Source organism: Bacteroides sp. MSK.20.12, from assembly GCF_019052435.1.
GTDB lineage: Bacteria > Bacteroidota > Bacteroidia > Bacteroidales > Bacteroidaceae > Bacteroides > Bacteroides xylanisolvens.
This window is the reverse complement of the sequence record NZ_JAHQVH010000020.1, coordinates 1-19,042: the sequence shown is the minus strand read 5'-3', so window position 1 is coordinate 19,042 and position 19,042 is coordinate 1. Positions and strand designations below refer to the sequence as shown.

Annotated in this window: 16 protein-coding genes and 1 pseudogene; 14 read left to right on the top strand and 3 right to left on the bottom strand. The window is 42.7% G+C overall.

Going from position 1 to position 19,042, the window contains the following annotated elements; all coding sequences use genetic code 11:
* Positions 1-143: 143 nt before the first annotated feature.
* A complete protein-coding gene (locus KTR06_RS12055) occupies positions 144-1,094 on the bottom strand; it encodes a tyrosine-type DNA invertase cluster 3b (protein WP_032841658.1) in 951 nt (316 codons plus the stop codon).
* A 128-nt stretch (positions 1,095-1,222) separates the two neighbouring features.
* Between KTR06_RS12055 and KTR06_RS12050 the strand changes: the two genes are divergently transcribed.
* The 8 genes and pseudogenes from KTR06_RS12050 (at position 1,223) to glyA (ending at position 7,377) form a co-directional block, all read left to right on the top strand.
* Positions 1,223-1,633 (top strand): DUF4119 family protein, encoded by a 411-nt coding sequence (locus tag KTR06_RS12050; protein WP_004315279.1) that lies wholly within the window; start codon positions 1,223-1,225, stop codon positions 1,631-1,633.
* A gap of 228 nt (positions 1,634-1,861) precedes the next feature.
* Complete coding sequence (locus KTR06_RS12045) at positions 1,862-2,206, top strand: SH3 beta-barrel fold-containing protein (RefSeq protein WP_009039539.1); 345 nt, start codon at positions 1,862-1,864, stop codon at positions 2,204-2,206.
* Between the two features lie 24 nt (positions 2,207-2,230).
* A pseudogene (locus KTR06_RS12040) lies at positions 2,231-3,014 on the top strand (DUF4373 domain-containing protein).
* A gap of 112 nt (positions 3,015-3,126) precedes the next feature.
* Complete coding sequence (pyrB, locus tag KTR06_RS12035) at positions 3,127-4,068, top strand: aspartate carbamoyltransferase (RefSeq protein WP_009039538.1); 942 nt, start codon at positions 3,127-3,129, stop codon at positions 4,066-4,068.
* Positions 4,065-4,526 (top strand): aspartate carbamoyltransferase regulatory subunit, encoded by a 462-nt coding sequence (pyrI, locus tag KTR06_RS12030; RefSeq protein WP_004303448.1) that lies wholly within the window; start codon positions 4,065-4,067, stop codon positions 4,524-4,526. The genes pyrB and pyrI overlap by 4 nt, the downstream gene beginning before the upstream one ends.
* 109 nt (positions 4,527-4,635) lie before the next feature.
* Positions 4,636-5,205: a flavin reductase family protein gene (locus KTR06_RS12025; protein WP_004303449.1), complete on the top strand. Its 570-nt coding sequence runs from the start codon at positions 4,636-4,638 to the stop codon at positions 5,203-5,205.
* A gap of 16 nt (positions 5,206-5,221) precedes the next feature.
* Complete coding sequence (locus tag KTR06_RS12020; protein ID WP_151920918.1) at positions 5,222-5,962, top strand: porin family protein; 741 nt, start codon at positions 5,222-5,224, stop codon at positions 5,960-5,962.
* Positions 5,963-6,096: 134 nt separating this feature from the next.
* Positions 6,097-7,377 (top strand): serine hydroxymethyltransferase, encoded by a 1,281-nt coding sequence (gene glyA, locus KTR06_RS12015; protein WP_004303451.1) that lies wholly within the window; start codon positions 6,097-6,099, stop codon positions 7,375-7,377.
* Positions 7,378-7,728: 351 nt separating this feature from the next.
* Here the strand turns inward: glyA and KTR06_RS12010 are convergent, their stop codons facing one another.
* Entirely contained in the window at positions 7,729-9,396 is a 1,668-nt protein-coding gene (locus KTR06_RS12010; RefSeq protein ID WP_008640016.1) for a formate--tetrahydrofolate ligase, read from the bottom strand.
* A gap of 169 nt (positions 9,397-9,565) precedes the next feature.
* On the opposite strand from KTR06_RS12010, the gene aspT reads away from it, so the two are divergent.
* Positions 9,566-11,260 carry an aspartate-alanine antiporter gene (gene aspT / locus KTR06_RS12005; RefSeq protein ID WP_151922229.1) on the top strand — a complete coding sequence of 565 codons (1,695 nt, stop codon included), beginning with the start codon at positions 9,566-9,568 and terminating at the stop codon, positions 11,258-11,260.
* A 22-nt stretch (positions 11,261-11,282) separates the two neighbouring features.
* The gene (aspD, locus tag KTR06_RS12000; protein WP_118218013.1) at positions 11,283-12,926 is read left to right on the top strand and encodes an aspartate 4-decarboxylase; all 1,644 of its coding nucleotides are present in this window, start codon (positions 11,283-11,285) and stop codon (positions 12,924-12,926) included.
* Between the two features lie 175 nt (positions 12,927-13,101).
* On the opposite strand, the gene KTR06_RS11995 is transcribed toward aspD, so the two are convergent.
* Entirely contained in the window at positions 13,102-15,210 is a 2,109-nt protein-coding gene (locus tag KTR06_RS11995) for an outer membrane beta-barrel family protein (RefSeq protein WP_151922230.1), read from the bottom strand.
* A gap of 131 nt (positions 15,211-15,341) precedes the next feature.
* Between KTR06_RS11995 and KTR06_RS11990 the strand changes: the two genes are divergently transcribed.
* The 4 genes from KTR06_RS11990 to KTR06_RS11975 all read left to right on the top strand — a co-directional run bounded on the left by KTR06_RS11990 (position 15,342) and on the right by KTR06_RS11975 (position 18,986).
* Positions 15,342-16,850: an ATP-binding protein gene (locus tag KTR06_RS11990; protein WP_049702695.1), complete on the top strand. Its 1,509-nt coding sequence runs from the start codon at positions 15,342-15,344 to the stop codon at positions 16,848-16,850.
* Positions 16,851-16,862: 12 nt separating this feature from the next.
* The gene (locus KTR06_RS11985; RefSeq protein WP_049702694.1) at positions 16,863-17,558 is read left to right on the top strand and encodes a response regulator transcription factor; all 696 of its coding nucleotides are present in this window, start codon (positions 16,863-16,865) and stop codon (positions 17,556-17,558) included.
* 22 nt (positions 17,559-17,580) lie between these two features.
* On the top strand, positions 17,581-18,357 hold the full coding sequence (locus KTR06_RS11980) for a hypothetical protein (RefSeq protein ID WP_049702693.1): 777 nt from the start codon (positions 17,581-17,583) through the stop codon (positions 18,355-18,357).
* Between the two features lie 80 nt (positions 18,358-18,437).
* Positions 18,438-18,986 (top strand): hypothetical protein, encoded by a 549-nt coding sequence (locus KTR06_RS11975; RefSeq protein WP_008022582.1) that lies wholly within the window; start codon positions 18,438-18,440, stop codon positions 18,984-18,986.
* Positions 18,987-19,042: the final 56 nt, after the last annotated feature.

Sequence of the window (19,042 nt, the reverse complement as noted above, 5' to 3'; positions counted from 1 at the left end):
TATTTCAACAATTCAGAAAAAAAAGAAGATTTTACTTGTTTACTATTTGTATTTTTGCATATCTTTGCACCGAATAATTATCCGTTACCTAAGAAGTAACAGAAACATTTCGCCCTTGATTTCTAATACTTTATCGTTAACTATCAACCTAAACGATAGTTTCTAATGTAAGATAAATTCCCTTTATTTACCTCTGTACGTTCTTTGAGTTCAAAACCTTTTAAATAGATTTGTGTCGTTTTTATAGATTTATGCCCCAATGATTCACTGATCATTTCAATTGGCACTCCACGATACTTCGCTGTCGTTGCCCAAGAATGGCGCAGTGTATAAGAAGAAACCGGAGATTTTAACCGTAAAACTCTCGCCAAATCTTTCAAACGATTATTAAAATTCCGAAGAGCAGACTGATATTCACGATATGCCCTTTCATCCTTCCGTTTTTTGTTACTACAAAGTATATCAAATAGATAGTCCGGACAATCGGGAATGGGTTCCTGATTACTCCAGAGTTGATTTATCATTCCCCTGGCGGTATCCAATACTTCGACGCTCATGGGAGTTTTCGTCTTGATTCGATTATAGCGCAACACGCTCTGATCTAAAGCTGATTTTTCCAAATGTGCCAAATCAGCAAATGACATTCCACAAAACTGAAACATCAGGGCGGCAATAATTTGTGTACGACGTAAACGTTCCGATTTGGGATCTTCATACAAAAGCTTATGTAATTCACCGGCAGACAAAGCTTTCTTTTGCCGGACATCCACACCTGTATAGACATCATGAAACAATCGAGGAACATAAGGGGCACTCCCCGCTTCCACTCCCCGATTGTAAATACTACGAAGCATACGCATATACGTAGAAATCGTATTGGGCTTCAAACCACACTCATAAAGATACTGACCATAACGTCGTAAACGTTCCTTGGTAACTTGCTTGAACGACACATTCAATGTACCACAATACCTCCCGAAAGAATAAAGGGCGTTCTTATAAACGTGCGCCGTAGAATAACGCCCTTCCTTTCGTAAACGATTGATGTAGTTCTCACCACATCGACTAAATCCATTTTTATTCATCATTTGCATCACTAGTTATTTTATATATATACTATTTGGCAAGCGACAAAAGAACAAATCTTTTTGCAGGTTCAATTTCACTTTCCAGATATTATTTTCAAATTAACATTCATTAATATTGCAAAAATTAACTAATTATGAGAAGCGAAAAATCTAAAAAAGGAAGTAAAAACAACAAAGCAAAGAGAAATGTTCAAACAGTGGAAAAAGCCCCAGGAAGACAGTCAAAGGAAGAAATCATCAGTGAAGAAGAGCTGGAAAACAGAATAGCAATCAGTGGAGATATCCGCCTTTATCTCACCATGCATTTGAGAATCTTTATCGATGGATATTTCCACCATCCTAAGAAAAAAAAGCTGATAAATCTGGCCCAATATATCTATGACCAAAAAGTATTATACATTCACAAGCATGGCGGCTATAAGTTAATGGAACTTAGCAGTATACATGCTGAATTGGCGGCATTGAAAAAGTCTGTGGAAGAAGAATATATGAAAGAGAAAAAGGAAAAAAGAGAACAGGCTGAAAAGCTTAAAAGCAAGTACTAAGAAAAAATAATGGGACAAGTGAAATATAAGGCCTACCTTCGCCGCCGTTTTCAACCGGTCGGAAAACAACAAGAATTTCTCTCAAAAAATAGTGACGGTATGCTGTTGTCATAGCGTCACTATAATGAAAGGATAGTAACGCTATGACAACAGCATACCGTCACTATCCGACAGGGGATATTTATGTTTAAATAAAAACTTAATTTTTCAATCAAAAAACAGAAGAAAATGAGACAAAAGATCAAGAAAGGCAAGTTAGAAGCTTGCAAATTAGTATGGAAAAAACGTATTACTGCCGAAAAGGGGATTTCGGATAAATGTGCAGAGAGAATTGTACAGGAGTGCATTAAACTAATAGAACACATGTTGTATGGAAATGCAATGATAGCTTTTCATAAGCAGGATGGTACGTTCTGCCTGGAAAGAGGAACACTGGTAGGATATGAAAAATTCTTTCATAGAGAATTTAATATCACAGCACAACAAGAGTCTATTATCTATTGGAGTGAAGAACAAAAAGGATGGAGAAGATTCATGATCGGAAACCTAATGGAATGGAAAGCTATTGTATAGTTTATAATAAAAAAATATTGAATAATGAATATGATTAATAAAGGGATACCTTACTTCCCGACACCGGCAAACTTTTTTGACGAAGAGGTTATGGAGTTATTAGAAGCAAAATTCGGAGTGTTAGCTTCTTACATGGTCATGAGATTGCTTTGCAAAATCTATAAAGAAGGATATTACATCTCTTGGGGGAAAGAACAAAATCTAATTTTCGTCCGCAAAGTAGGTGGCGGGATCAAAGAGGATATGATGGAAAAGATTGTCGACCTGTTATTGGAAAAAAGGATTTTTCCATAAAGAAACCTACGAGAAACACGGTATACTCACTTCGGAACAGATTCAAAGAGTGTGGTTCGAAGCTACGACACGAAGAAAAATAGATTTCTCACAACTACCTTATTTATTAGAGACCAAACAGAGAAAAAGGATACACAAGGATGAGTTGAACAAGGAAAATGCTAACATTTTTCCAACTCAAGAGGAGGTGAGTTCTGAAAATGCAGACATTTCTCGACAAACTAAACTAAAGGAAACTAAACTAAATACTGAAGAAGAAGAAGAAATAAGCGATGCTTCGTTTGAAATTCCGGGGTATGCATACAATCAGGCCACACACAACATGAACGGACTGATAGAAAGCCTGGAACGCCACAAAGTGACTAATTTGAAGGAGAGGCAGACAATTCTCCGGTTATCGGACTATGGCAGGAAAGGCACCCAAGTATGGAAACTACTCTCCAATACGGCCTGGAGCAAAATCGGAGCACCGGGGAAATATATCATTGCAGCACTAGCCAGCGGACGGAAATAAACCGACTGATTAAAAGCTGATAAAAAAGGTACGAAAAATCTGTGCTTTTCACAAATTCTTCGTACCTTTACGCTCCGGTAAAACAAGTTCTATCCACATAAAAGATAACAAAATGGAAAACAGAAGTTTAGTAACCATTGCCGAACATTCTAAAGAAAAAATCCTCTACATGCTCGAAATGGCGAAGCAGTTTGAAATGAACCCCAATCGCCGGTTATTACAAGGAAAGGTAGTAGCAACCCTGTTCTTCGAACCTTCCACCCGTACCCGCTTGAGTTTTGAAACAGCTGCCAACCGTCTCGGTGCACGAGTAATCGGATTCTCTGACCCCAAGGCCACCAGCTCTTCCAAAGGGGAAACACTTAAAGACACGATCATGATGGTGAGTAACTACGCAGATATTATCGTCATGCGACACTATCTCGAAGGAGCTGCACGATATGCCAGCGAAGTAGCCCCGGTGCCCATTGTCAATGCAGGTGACGGAGCTAACCAGCACCCGTCGCAGACGATGCTCGATCTTTACTCTATCTACAAAACGCAAGGAACGCTGGAAAATCTGAATATTTTCCTGGTGGGTGACTTGAAATACGGCCGCACCGTACATTCTTTGCTGATGGCGATGCGACACTTTAATCCGACTTTCCATTTTATCGCTCCCGAAGAATTGAAAATGCCGGAAGAATACAAACTTTACTGCAAAACGCACCAAATAAAATACGTTGAACATACAGACTTTTCCGAAGAGATTATCGCCGACGCCGATATTCTGTATATGACCCGTGTGCAACGCGAACGTTTCACCGACCTGATGGAATATGAACGGGTGAAGAATGTATATATTCTCCGTAACAAAATGTTGGAAAACACACGTCCGAACCTGCGTATCCTGCACCCGCTTCCCCGTGTCAACGAAATTGCTTACGATGTGGATGACAACCCGAAAGCATATTATTTCCAACAGGCACAAAACGGTCTGTATGCCCGCGAAGCAATCCTTTGCGATGTATTAGGTATCACATTAGAGGACGTTAAAAACGATATTTTATTATGAGCGAAAATAAACAAGCATTGCAAGTAGCTGCCCTGAAAAACGGAACAGTGATTGACCATATCCCATCTGAAAAGCTCTTCACCGTAGTGCAACTGCTCGGTGTGGAACAAATGACAAGCAATATCACGATCGGATTCAACCTCGACAGCAAGAAGCTGGGTAAAAAAGGAATCATCAAAATTGCAGATAAATTCTTTTGTGACGAAGAGATCAACCGTATTTCAGTAGTGGCACCGCACGTCAAACTGAATATTATCCGCGATTACGAGGTAGTGGAAAAGAAAGAGGTAAAAATGCCGGATGAGCTTCGTGGCATCGTGAAATGTGCCAATCCGAAATGTATTACCAACAATGAACCGATGAGCACCATCTTTCATGTGATAGATAAGGATAATTGCATCGTGAAATGCCATTATTGCGAAAAAGAACAGAAACGAGAAGAGATAACAATCCTCTAACTTCAGCTCACCACAGATTACACGGATTCACACAGATTTTTATTTTATGGAATAATAATATCTATATCTGTGTTAATCTGTGTAATCTGTGGTGAAAAAAATGACAACTATGAAACAGGACTGGAAACCAGGAACGATGATTTATCCGCTGCCGGCTGTACTAGTCAGTTGCGGAAAAGAGGAAAGCGAATATAATATGTTCACAGTAGCATGGACGGGTACGATTTGCACGAACCCGCCCATGTGTTATATATCCGTACGTCCGGAACGCCATTCATACGATATTATCAAAAAAAATATGGAGTTTGTCATCAACCTGACAACCAAAGACATGGCTTTTGCCACCGACTGGTGCGGAGTTCGTTCGGGACGTGATTATCATAAATTCGAAGAGATGAAACTGACACCCGGACAGTGTACGGTAGTCAGTGCCCCGCTGATTGAAGAATCCCCTCTTTGCATTGAATGTCGTGTAAAAGAAATCATCTCTCTTGGTTCACATGATATGTTTATTGCCGACGTGGTAAATGTGCGTGCCGACGAACGGAACCTGAACCCCGAAACCGGAAAGCTGGAACTGGCGGAAGCTAATCCGCTGGTATATGTGCACGGAGGATATTACAATTTGGGAGAGAAAATCGGTAAGTTCGGTTGGAGTGTAGAAAAGAAAAAATCATAAAAGGAACGATACTGTCATGGATATGCTGCGTAAATTCATTTTTTTAGGTTTATTAGTTGCAGCCGGCAGCCCGGTTGTCGGACAGAATTATAACGCAGACAGAGTAGACCGTCCCAATACAAAAAAAATAAATATCGGTATCAAAGCGGGCTTCAACTCTTCCATGTTCATGGTGTCTGAACTAAAAATTAAGGATGTGACTATCAATGAGGTACAGAATAACTATAAGATAGGTTATTTCGGTGCTCTCTTCATGCGCATCAATATGAAAAAACATTTTATCCAGCCTGAAGTGTCGTACAATGTAAGCAAAGGTGAGATTACGTTCGACAAACTCGGTTCCCAGCATCCTGCCATCGAGCCTGATTACGCATCGGTACAATCGGTGTTGCACAGTGTCGATTTTCCCGTTCTATATGGCTATAATGTGGTGAAAAAAGGACCTTACGGAATGTCTATCTTCGCAGGTCCCAAGCTTCGCTACCTATGGGGAAAGCACAATGAAATCACTTTTAAGAATTTCGACCAAAAGGGTATTCACGAAAAGTTGTATCCGTTCAATGTCAGCGCAGTGATTGGCGTAGGTGTCAACATCTCACGTATCTTCTTCGATTTCCGCTACGAACAAGGTATAGGAAACATCTCCAAGTCTATCATTTATGACAATATCAACTCCGACGGCAGTACGGGTGTGAGCAACATTATTTTCCGTCGCCGTGACAGCGCATTAAGTTTTTCACTGGGATTCATTCTTTAAGAATAAAATATCATTAAATCCCGCTTTTTAATAACATTTTTCTTGCTGTTCCTTCATTCTTTATTTATTTTCATTAACTTTGTGCGCTTAAAATAGGTATCTCGAATTAGAAATTTAATCTTACTTATAAAAGAATGAAAAGAGACGACATCATTTTCGACATCATCGAAAAAGAGCATCAACGTCAGTTGAAAGGAATCGAGCTGATTGCATCAGAAAACTTTGTGAGTGACCAGGTAATGCAGGCAATGGGTTCTTGCCTGACTAACAAGTACGCAGAAGGTTATCCCGGCAAACGTTACTACGGAGGTTGCGAAGTAGTAGACCAAAGCGAACAAATCGCTATCGACCGCTTGAAAGAAATTTTCGGCGCTGAATGGGCAAACGTACAACCACACTCGGGAGCACAAGCTAATGCTGCTGTTTTCCTTGCTGTTCTGAATCCGGGCGACAAATTCATGGGATTAAATCTGGCACACGGCGGACACTTGTCTCACGGTTCATTAGTGAACACTTCCGGTATCATCTATACTCCTTGCGAATATAACCTGAATCAGGAAACAGGACGCGTTGATTACGACCAGATGGAAGAAGTCGCTCTTCGTGAGAAACCAAAAATGATTATCGGTGGTGGTTCTGCATACTCTCGTGAATGGGATTACAAACGTATGCGTGAAATCGCTGACAAAGTAGGCGCTATCCTGATGATCGACATGGCTCATCCTGCCGGTCTGATCGCTGCCGGAGTGCTCGAAAATCCGGTTAAATATGCACATATCGTCACTTCTACTACACATAAAACACTTCGCGGACCTCGTGGTGGTGTCATCATGATGGGTAAGGATTTCCCCAACCCATGGGGTAAGAAAACTCCGAAAGGTGAGATCAAAATGATGTCTCAATTACTGGATTCTGCCGTTTTCCCGGGTATCCAAGGCGGACCATTGGAACATGTAATTGCTGCTAAAGCAGTTGCTTTCGGCGAAATCCTGCAACCTGAATTTAAGGAATATGCTAAACAAGTACAGAAAAATGCTGCCGTACTTGCACAGGCTTTGATCGACCGTGGCTTTACCATCGTTTCCGGTGGTACAGACAATCACTCTATGTTGGTCGACCTGCGTAGCAAATATCCTGATTTGACAGGTAAAGTGGCAGAAAAAGCATTGGTTTCTGCTGATATTACCGTTAACAAGAACATGGTTCCGTTCGACAGCCGTTCGGCTTTCCAGACTTCCGGTATCCGTTTGGGTACTCCTGCTATCACAACTCGTGGTGCAAAAGAAGACTTGATGCTCGAAATTGCAGAAATGATCGAAACTGTATTGTCTAACGTAGAAAATGAGGAAGTTATTGCACAAGTACGTGCACGCGTCAATGAGACAATGAAAAAATATCCTCTTTTCGCTTACTAAAACACAATTTTAAAGCTAGTAATTGTAAACTGTTATTAGCTTAATTCCCATTTAAGGTCTGCTCTTTACGAAAGGAGCAGGCCTTTTTTTTATTTATTAACGGTCCCGTTCGAACCATCTTTCCGGAATTTCGTTTTTCTTACTATAAAAGAAATATATGATGTCATATATCACCCACAACAAGTACGAATTCAACCGTACAGTGTGCATGAAGAGAAAAGAGAAGCACACTGGACTCTATATACAGTCATCCCCGTCTTTCCACATTCATTTTATAGGGAAAGACGGGGATTTATTTTTATCGGCATAGCGCCAGAACAAGTGTTCTTTAAGTGTATATTTAAGTGTATATCAGCTCAATCCTTCTATTTCTCCATCCACAATATCAATATGCAATGCTTGCGGTTCTTTAGGCAATCCCGGCATACGAAGAATTTCTCCGGCAATGGCTACAATCATTTCAGCTCCGTTATTGATTACAATATCTTTAATATGGAACTCGAAGTTGTTCACCGCGCCATAAATCTTAGGATCGGCAGAGAATGAATACTGTGTTTTAGCAATACAAACCGGATAATGAGTGATGCCCATTTTCTCGATCAGTTTGATACGGTTGCGTGCAATACTGCTGTAAGTAATAACGCTGGCTCCGTAAATATTAGTAGCCACCTTTTCAATCTTCTGCTGTATATTATCTTCTTCCTTATATGTATAACGCAAAGGTTCGGACGGATTATTTTCGATTGTATCTACCACCAGGCGGGCCATGTCTACTGCCCCCTCTCCTCCTTCACTGAACGCATTGTTGATGGCAAAACCGACTCCCAACTGTTCGCAATGTTCACGCAGCAATTCCATTTCTTCATCGGTGTCGGACGCAAACTTATTGAAAGCTACGATAACCGTCTGACCGAATGAACGAAGATTACGGACATGTTTGTCCAGATTACGCAATCCTTCTTTCAGTCCTTCCATATTCGGTTCTTTGATACGGTCGAGACTGACACCTCCGTGCATCTTCAATCCTTGTGCCGTAGCGACAATCACCGTGAGACGCGGTTGGAGTCCACTCTTGCGGCATTTGATATTGTAGAACTTCTCTGCACCAAGATCGGCACCGAATCCGGCTTCTGTAATTACATAATCGCCGAAAGACATTGCCAATTTAGTGGCCAGAATAGAGTTACAACCATGCGCAATATTAGCGAACGGACCGCCGTGTACAAAAGCAGCGGTTCCTTCGGTAGTCTGCACCAGATTAGGATGGATGGCATCTTTCAATAGCACGGTGATAGCTCCTGCCACTCCCAGATCTTTTACAGTAAAAGGCTGGTCATCATAAGTGAAGCCCAACAGGATGTTTTCGATACGACGACGCAAATCACTCACATCTTTGGAAAGACAAAGAATCGCCATAATTTCCGAAGCAGGAGTAATATCGAAACCGGACTCCTGGGTAATCCCGTTGGATTTAGGTCCAAGACCGACAACGATGCTGCGCAACGAACGGTCGTTCACATCAAGCACTCTCCGCCAAAGAATTTCTTTCAATCCGAAACCTTTTGCCTGGTTCTGATAGAGATAATTGTCGAGCAATGCCGAAATCATGTTATGGGCAGAGGTGATGGCGTGAAAATCCCCCGTGAAATGAAGGTTAATCTTATCCATCGGAAGCACTTGTGCATATCCTCCACCGGCCGCTCCTCCCTTCATTCCGAAACAAGGACCGAGAGACGGTTCACGAAGAGCGACAATCGCATTCTTTCCAATTTTATTCAGTCCCAAAGCAAGACCGATAGATACGGTAGTTTTGCCAATGCCCGCTTTGGTTGCCGTGATAGCAGTGACCAGGATGAGATTGCTTTTCTTCACTTTCTCTTCATCAATCAGTTGTTCAGGGATCTTTGCGATGTAGCGACCATAATTCTCCACTTCCTCGCGAGGAATTCCGACACCTTCGGCAACTTGCTTAATCTTCTTCAGCTCAATGCTGCGAGCAATTTCTATGTCTGATTTCATACAGAATATGATTAGTTTTATTTTTGAAAGAACAAAAGTATAACAAAAAAGCGAAATAGAGAAATTTAAAGTTCATCGGATATTTATATATCTATTTATCATAAACACTATAAACTCTTTTCACGCAATAACTGTTGTAAATGGCATAACCTAAAACAACAACTTAATTATGGAATGGATTATTAATCAACTAAGGGTACACCCTGAACTTGCTATTTTCCTGACGCTCTTTGCCGGATTCTGGCTGGGCAGACTCAAAATAGGGAAATTCTCATTGGGGACAGTCACCAGTGTTCTGCTGGTCGGAGTATTGGTCGGGCAACTGAATATCACTGTGGATGGCCCAATGAAAGCTGTGTTCTTTCTGCTTTTCCTGTTTGCCGTCGGCTATAAGGTAGGTCCGCAGTTTTTCCGCGGATTAAAAAAGGATGGGCTGCCACAGGTGGGATTCGCTGTACTGATGTGTATTGTCAGCCTGGTGGCACCATGGATACTCGCCAAAATCATGGGATACCATGTAGGGGAAGCTGCCGGACTTTTGGCAGGCTCACAGACCATATCCGCCGTGATCGGCGTGGCAAGCGATACAATCAACCAATTGGGAATCAGCGATGCGCAAAAAGCGACATTCATCAATGCGATTCCGGTAGCTTACGCTGTAACTTATATCTTCGGTACAGCCGGTTCTGCATGGATTCTGGCTTCTCTCGGCCCTAAAATGCTGGGCGGACTGGATAAGGTGAAAGCCGACTGCAAAGAACTGGAGGCTCAAATGGGAACATCGGAAGCTGATGAACCCGGATTTTCCCCGGCTCTTCGTCCGGTGGTATTCCGTGCCTATAAAATCACCAATGAATGGTTCGGCAAAGGAAAGAAAGTCAGTGAACTCGAAACATATTTATGCAAGAATGATAAACGGCTGTTTGTAGAACGGATTCGTCAAAGAGGAGTGGTGAAAGATGTCAATCCGAACCTGATTCTTCGCAAAAACGACGAAGTGGTGCTAAGCGGACGCCGTGAGTTTGTAATCGGAGAAGAAGACTGGATCGGTCCGGAAGTGATCGACGCACAATTATTGGATTTTCCGGCGGAAACTCTTCCCGTAATGGTGACTCACCGGACGTTTGCCGGGGAAACGGTAGCCAAAATCCGGGCACAGAAATTTATGCACGGAGTCAGTATCCGTAACATCAAGCGTGCCGGAATCAATGTTCCGGTATTATCCAAAACAGTTGTGGATTCGGGAGATATTCTCGAGCTCACCGGTCTTAAACATGAAGTGGAAGGCGCTGCCAAACAAATGGGTTACATTGACCGTCCGACCAATCAGACGGATATGATTTTCGTCGGCCTGGGCATTTTGCTCGGTGGTCTTTTCGGCGCACTGGCTATCCATCTGGGAGGTGTTCCTATCAGTCTTTCTACCAGTGGCGGCGCATTGATTGCCGGACTTCTGTTTGGTTGGTTACGCAGCAAGCATCCTACTTTCGGAGGTATCCCCGAACCCTCTTTATGGGTATTGAATAATGTAGGGCTGAATATGTTTATCGCAGTGGTCGGCATTGCTGCAGGTCCCAGTTTTATAGCCGGATTCAAGGAAGTCGGAGTCAGTCTGTTTATTGTCGGTGCACTGGCAACTGCCATCCCTCTTCTCGCAGGATTGCTGATGGCGAGATACCTGTTCAAATTCCACCCTGCCCTTTCATTGGGATGCACGGCAGGAGCACGTACCACAACAGCTGCACTGGGAGCTATTCAGGATGCAGTGGAAAGTGATACACCTGCATTAGGGTATACAGTGACGTATGCAGTCGGCAATACGCTACTGATTATCTGGGGAGTCGTCATCGTGTTGCTTATGTAAAACTATATAAATAAATATCATTATGGAAAAGAAAACAAATAACCCTGCCATTACGAAAAGTTATGCCAAGAAAATGGAAACGATCAGCCCGTTCGAGCTGAAAAACAAACTGATCGATATGGCAGATGAAAGTATCAAGAAAATAGCACATACCATGCTGAATGCGGGAAGAGGTAATCCGAACTGGATTGCTACCGAACCACGCGAAGCATTTTTTCTGTTGGGACAATTCGGACTTTGCGAATGTCGCCATGCGTTTTCACTGGAAGAAGGAATAGCAGGCATTCCGCAAAAGGCTGGAATAGCCGCCCGTTTCGAGGCTTTCCTGAAAGAGAATGAAAAAGCTCCGGGTGCTAATCTGCTGAAAGAGGGCTACAATTATATGTTGATGGAGCATGCTGCCGATCCGGATACGCTGATTCACGAATGGGCGGAATCGGTCATCGGCGACCAGTATCCTGTGCCCGACCGTATTTTACATTTTACAGAGTTAATCGTGCAGGATTACTTGGCACAAGAGATGTGTGACCGCCGTCCGCCGAAAGGGACTTTTGATCTTTTCGCCACCGAAGGAGGTACGGCAGCCATGTGTTATCTGTTCGATTCTTTGCAAGAGAATTTCCTGTTGAATCAGGGAGATGCCATTGCCTTGATGATTCCCGTGTTCACTCCTTATATAGAAATCCCGGAATTGCGACGCTATCAGTTTGACGTTACCGAAATTTCTGCCGACCAGATGACTCCTGACGGATTGCACACCTGGCAGTATAAGGATGAAGATATAGACAAGTTGAAAGACCCGCGGATCAAAGCGTTATTTATCACCAATCCGAGTAATCCGCCCAGTTACGCACTTAGCAGGGAGACTACCGAACGTATCATCAACATTGTGAAGAATGACAATCCGAACCTGATGATTATTACGGATGATGTGTATGGAACGTTTATCCCTCATTTCCGTTCATTGATGGCAGAATTGCCACACAATACGCTTTGCGTTTATTCGTTCTCCAAATATTTCGGAGCTACGGGATGGAGAACCGCAGTGATTGCTTTACACGAAGACAACATCTACGACAAAATGATTGCCCGCCTGTCGGAGGAGCAGAAATCAATATTGAACAAACGTTATTCCAGTCTTAGCCTGCAACCGGAAAAAATGAAATTTATCGACCGCATGGTGGCTGACAGCCGGCAGATTGCGCTGAATCATACCGCAGGGCTTTCTCTGCCCCAACAAATGCAAATGAGTTTGTTTGCCATCTTCTCGCTTCTGGATAAGGAAGACAGTTATAAAACCAAGATGCAGGAAATTATTCATCGCCGCCTGCATGCGTTGTGGGATAACACAGGGTTCACACTGGTAGAGGATCCGCTGCGTGCCGGATATTATTCGGAGATTGATATGCTGGTATGGGCAAAGAAATTCTATGGAGATGACTTCGTTGCTTATCTGCAAAAGACATACAATCCGCTGGATGTGGTTTTCCGCCTGGCAAACGAAACTTCACTCGTGCTGTTGAATGGCGGTGGCTTTGCCGGACCGAAATGGAGTGTGCGTGTGTCACTGGCTAATTTGAATGAGGCCGATTATGTGAAAATCGGACAAAGTATCAAACGTGTGTTGGAAGAATATGCCCAAACATGGAAAGCATCAAAAGAATGAACTAAGTAGTTCATTTTATAAATGGGAATTTAATTCAGACAGAAGAACATAAGAACAAAAAATAAAATAGCAGTTAAATAAGCAACAGAAATAATTTTCAAAGCGCAGCATTTATGTTCTTTTGTTCTTATGTCTGAAATATTTCTCGCTCTTATGTCTAAAAATAAATTAGCATTTATTTAAAGCGGGAGGTATCGACCTCTTCCCTCTTCTTCTCTTTGTATCCTCCGAATTTATAGTTAAACGAAACGCCGAACGTGCGGGTGGTCCGCATATAGTGGTTCTTCACATTCTGCAATCCGTAACGGACTTGTGTTGAAATGGTAGAGGTATTGAATATATCGTCACACTTCAACGTCAGTTGCGCTTTTCCTTTCGCAAAGGTGTAACGAAGCGCCGCATCCAGGTTTCCCGAACGGGGAAGATCAAAAATTCCTTGTATGGCTTTATTTTGATAGAATCCGGTCAAGGTGAGTTTTAAATCGGGTTTGGTGGAAAGGGTAAAGGTATTGTTCATCGTCAACACGAATGTATAGAGTTTGCGGTCAAACGGGATGTCCCAGAAATCACTGTCTTTCTGGCGATAGCGAAAGCCGATGGCTGTTATACGGGAGTCCAGCCATTTTTTCACCTTGAAAGGAACTGTCATCATTAATCCGGCCTGCGATGAAAAATCAAAATTGAAGAATTTGTAAATCTCCACCAAGCGTTCCGGTGATTGGTAAAGGGTCTGCATTTCGTTGTTTTTTGTATAGCTATAAAAGACGGAAAAGACGTATTTGCTTTTCAAGATATAATTGAAGGTCGCTTCATAGTTCGTTGCAGGTTTGAGATAAGGATTGCCTTGAATTTCAGAATAAGCTCCCATATAAGAAATAGCGTTTTGTACGCTCCAATATTCAGGATATTCCTTGTCACTACTCAATGAGAGTTGCAGGACATGTCCAGCAGTGGGCATATAAGTCAGATTGGCTACCGGATAGAGACTCCATTCATTCCAGATATCTGTATGATATTGCTCTGCTGCCAGGGAAACATCGGCCGAAAGTTTATCGCCAAAGTTCTTGCTTAGTCCTGCATAGACATTCAGAGTTTGTTCGCAACGGCGGGAGTCCATGTTATTATCCGGCAACAGGTGGGCTGTTTCAGGATCGTAATATTTTTGGTAACTATGGTCCAAAGCGGTTGTGTAAGCTATACCATAATTCAATCCCCATCCTTTGCCTAAGTTATGTTCTTGCCCGGCATAAAAACGCCATTGGTTGATTTGTTGTTTATCCCGGCTTAAGAAATTCATCGTTTCCGTTCCCAGCGTACTATATAATAACTGGCTGCCGGGAGAATGGTAGTAAGTAAATGCTGCACCTGCTTTCAGTCCGAAAGGGGTTTGATAGTCCAGCTTCACATTATGGAGCTGGCTGTCTCCCTGCGAATCGGTAACGGAGTTCTGTGCCCCGGCAGCTACGGCATAATGTTTGGAATCGGTAAAGGCGGTTGTATAGACCAGGCTTAACAGATGATCTTCGGCGAGGGAGTAATCCATCCCGAAACGTACCTGATGACTGTTGGTACGGGAAGTCATGATATCATCCATATCCATCTGATGTACCGAACCGTCGGCCAACGTGTGAAGCGCTTCTTTCTCCGTGATTCTTCGGTCGCGATCATACGAGTAAGAGTAAAGAAGATCTGCAGAGAATTTACGTCCGGAGTACAGAAGGCTTCCACGTTCTGCCAAAGATTCGTAATGGTGTTGATTGAAAGCTGTATAAAGTTCTCCCTGAAGAGAAGATGCCTGTCCTGTGCCGGGTGCTAATATCAGGTTAATCATCGGTCCGCGTACCTGATAGCGTGCCGGAGCGGAATACATCACTTCCGCCTTTTCAATTCGGCTGACAGGAATCGATTTTAATAAAGCATCCAATTGTTCGGCAGACAGAGTGGTCACTTTTCCGTTGATGACAACGGTAACACTCTGTCCTCCTAATGTCAGACTGCCGTTCATATTGACTATGCCCGGAAGATTTTTTAAAATATCATAGGCATTATCCACAGGCAGGTTGCCTACCAGTCTCGGCACATCATACACGAGTTTACCTTGCTCCGCTTTCACTATCGGGCGTTCACCCATAATCATCACTTCGGGCAATTCTTGGAACAGGCTATCCATATAGCCTATATTTTTCACACTATCGGCAGGTTCCTGTAACGGTTGTTCTACTTGCGCGGTGGCGTGTATACACCCACATAGAAGAGATATCAATAATGAATTAATCCGTTTCATATCGTATTTATTTTTGTATACGGCAAAATACGGTAGAAAAAACGGAAAATTGCGTTATCGCTGACTTATCTAGTGTTATTTAGTCTTATCAAAGAGAAGGATAAGAATAGTTTCCTATTATCTTTGTCAGTATGAAATTACCGCTAAAACATATCGTCATTCTGGTTATATGCTCGCTAATCGGAATCTTCGTCTACCAAGCTTATTGGTTGACAGGGCTTTACCGGACGATGAAATCGGAAATGGAGAGCAATATCAGGGATGCGATGCGCACAAGTGACTTCAATGAAGTCGTGCTCCGGATAAATGATTTGCAAAAAGATAATGTGGAACATGGTTCGGTAACAGTGTCCGCTGGATATGACGCAGACGGTCATTCATTAGTGACTCAACAAACGATTTCTTATACGGATAGCACCCGTCAGGATACGATACACTCCCGGACGGAAACAAACGTGGATACGGTAAAAACCGTTGGTAATGATCCGGAAGCTGTTGCAAGTAGTGAAAGCGGACTGGATGTGTTATTAAAAAAACAAGATTCGCTAAAGGAGCTGTTAATCAGTATCCAGCAGGGGATTCATTCGGGGGTGGACACCTATATAGATGTAAACCTGCAACGATATGACAGTTTGCTCACCCACGTGATGAAGGAGCATCATCTTTCTATTCCTCATCACACTCTTCTGATTTATACCGGAACCCGTGCCGATTCTTCCATTATATATATAGATACATTAGGCATGGCAGGAGATAGCAGTTATATCCCCAGTCCTAAAGCAATCCGCTTTGACTATGAATTTAACCGGCATCGCAGCCAACGCTACCAACTGATATTCGAGCCGATCGACTCATTGGTGTTGAAACAGATGACCGGTATTCTGGTCACTTCCTTTGTGATTCTTCTGATTCTCGGATTTTCTTTCTGGTTCCTTATCCGGACGCTCTTGAAACAGAAAACGCTGGACGAAATGAAAAGCGATTTTACCAATAATATCACGCATGAGTTAAAGACTCCCATTGCTGTGGCCTATGCGGCTAATGATGCATTACTGAACTTTAATCAGGCGGAAGAGAAAAGTAAACGCGACCAGTATCTGCGCATCAGTCAGGAGCAGTTGCAAAGACTTAGCGGATTGGTGGAACAGATTTTATCCATGGGAATGGAACGTCGCAAAACGTTCCGTCTGCATCCGGAAGAAATCAACTTGAAAGAGCTGATTACCCCGCTTGTAGAGCAGCATCAGCTAAAGGCGGACAAACCTGTACATATCTCATTGGATATGAAACCGGAAACGCTTGTTATTGTAGCCGACCGTACGCATTTCAGCAACATCATCAGTAACCTGATAGATAATGCGGTGAAGTACTCGAAGGAGGAAGCCGAACTGTCTATTTACTGCCAGCAGACTGGGGAAACAGTGACGATCAGCGTTAATGACCGGGGAATCGGGATTCCGCTTGATAAGCAAAAGCATATATTTGATAAATTCTACCGGGTCCCGACGGGAAACCTTCATAATATAAAAGGGTACGGACTAGGGCTTTTTTATGTCAAGAGTATGGTCGAGAAACATGGAGGGACTATCACCGTAAAAAGTGAACCGGACAAAGGAAGTACTTTTACCATTACTTTATAAACCTGTAAAATCATGAGTAAAAACAAAATCACAGTATTACTGGTAGAAGACGAACAGACGCTCGCCATGATTATCAAAGATACACTTGAAGAAAATGATTTTATCATTCATACGGCAAGTGACGGCGAAGAGGGATTAAATCTCTTCTTCGAACTTCATCCGGATGTACTTGTGGCTGATGTGATGATGCCGAAAATGGATGGCTTTGAAATGGTACGCCGAATCCGCCAAACGGATAAACAAACTCCTGTCTTATTCCTGACTGCCCGCTCGGCCATCAATGATGTGGTAGAGGGGTTTGAACTCGGAGCAAATGATTATCTGAAAAAACCGTTCGGTATACAGGAACTGATTATCCGTATCAAAGCATTGGTGGGAAAAGCTTATCTCTTTACAGAGAATAAGGTAGGAAACCGTTTTGAGATAGGGAGTTATCTGTTTGATCCTGTGGCACAGACTTTATTGCACGCAGGAGTGAAACAGGAACTCTCCCATCGTGAAGCGGAAATCCTGAAACGACTTTGCCAGAACCGGAACCAGATAGTCAACACGCAAGATGTCTTGCTTGAGCTTTGGGGTGATGACAGTTTTTTCAACTCCCGAAGCCTGCATGTGTTCATTACCAAATTACGGCATAAACTCTCGCAAGATGAACAGATACGTATTGTGAACGTGCGTGGAATCGGCTATAAACTGATTGTCAACTGAACCCTTAAAACCGCAAAGTGCCATGAATAAAAGACATCTTCTCACAGGATTTATGTTTTTACTTTGTACCTATACCGCATTTGCGCAACAGGTGGAAGTGAAAAAGGATAGCATCGGCCGCGCGGTTCATCTGCCACCGGAGCAAAAACAGCTATTAAATATGGATAAGGATGGTTTTGTCTTACCCGATATGAATGTAGCGCCAAACGACAGGAAAGCAACCATTCAAGCGGATAGCATGACGCTTCATATATCTCCTCCCGAATTTATTGATGTTCCCTGGCCGGCTCCCAGATTGGGAACTTCTTTCGATCCTTTCAGTCGTGACTATAATCGTTCGGATATATTCGGGATTAATGCAAACAGCTATTTAAGTACGTATAGTTTATATAACACTTATCCTACCATGGGAACGCATATTCAGGCGGGTGCCATTTATACGTATACTCCCAATGACCGATGGGAGTTTTCGGGTGGGGTGTTCGGTGCCAAATATACAATGCCTTCTTTCCAGCATGGTGCCAGAAACGATTTTGGTTTTACCGGTTCGGCTGCTTATCGCATCAATGACTTTCTGCGCATCCGGGCTTTCGGCGAATATTCTGTGAATGGTGAGCGGAATGCGTCACAGGGCTATCTCACACCTATATATCCGCAAAGTGGTTATGGCATGGTTCTTGAGATTAAGTTCAATGATTATATCGAACTTCATGGTGGCATGGAACGTTCGTACAACCCGATGAAAAGGAAATGGGAAACGAGCCCTGTCCTTTATCCGGTTATTAAACTGAAAAGATAGTTTTTTTCTAAGAAAACATAACGGAAGCGAATAGTCAGGCTGAAAATCTCTATCTTTGTGGTAAATCAACCTTTACGAAGATGAAAAAACTGATTCTATTTCTTTCGCTGATATTATCGGTCGGTTTTGCATCCGCACAGTCGGAAATTCCTTCCGATAGTATTCGTCGTGCTCCATCCACCAATATTAAAGAGTTTGGTGGCTTTCTGCTGGATATGGGGTTAATGAATGTAGCAACTCCCGAACTTCCCAAGTTTAATTTAGAGATGCCTAATATGACGAAAGATTATAATCAGCTCTTTCGTTTAAATACAGACGTTACTTATTCGCAAGGATTCACTGACTCTTTTTCTTCGTCTTCTTTCTCTGGTTTTTCTGGCTTTGGCTACGGATATGGTTGGGGATTGTCCTCTTCTCCACAGTTTATGCAGATGGGGTCTTTCAAACTGAAAAACGGAATGAGAATCAATACCTACGGAGATTATGATAAGGATGGCTGGCGGGTGCCTAACCGCAGCGCTATGCCTTGGGAAAGAAATAATTTCCGGGGAGCATTCGAACTGAAATCGGCAAATGGTAATTTCGGAATACGAATCGAAGTACAACAAGGACGAAATGCGCCTTATTAAATAGGGATATTCAGTAAATGTTCCTCTTTCTAAAAAATCAAGAGAAAAGCTTTGCT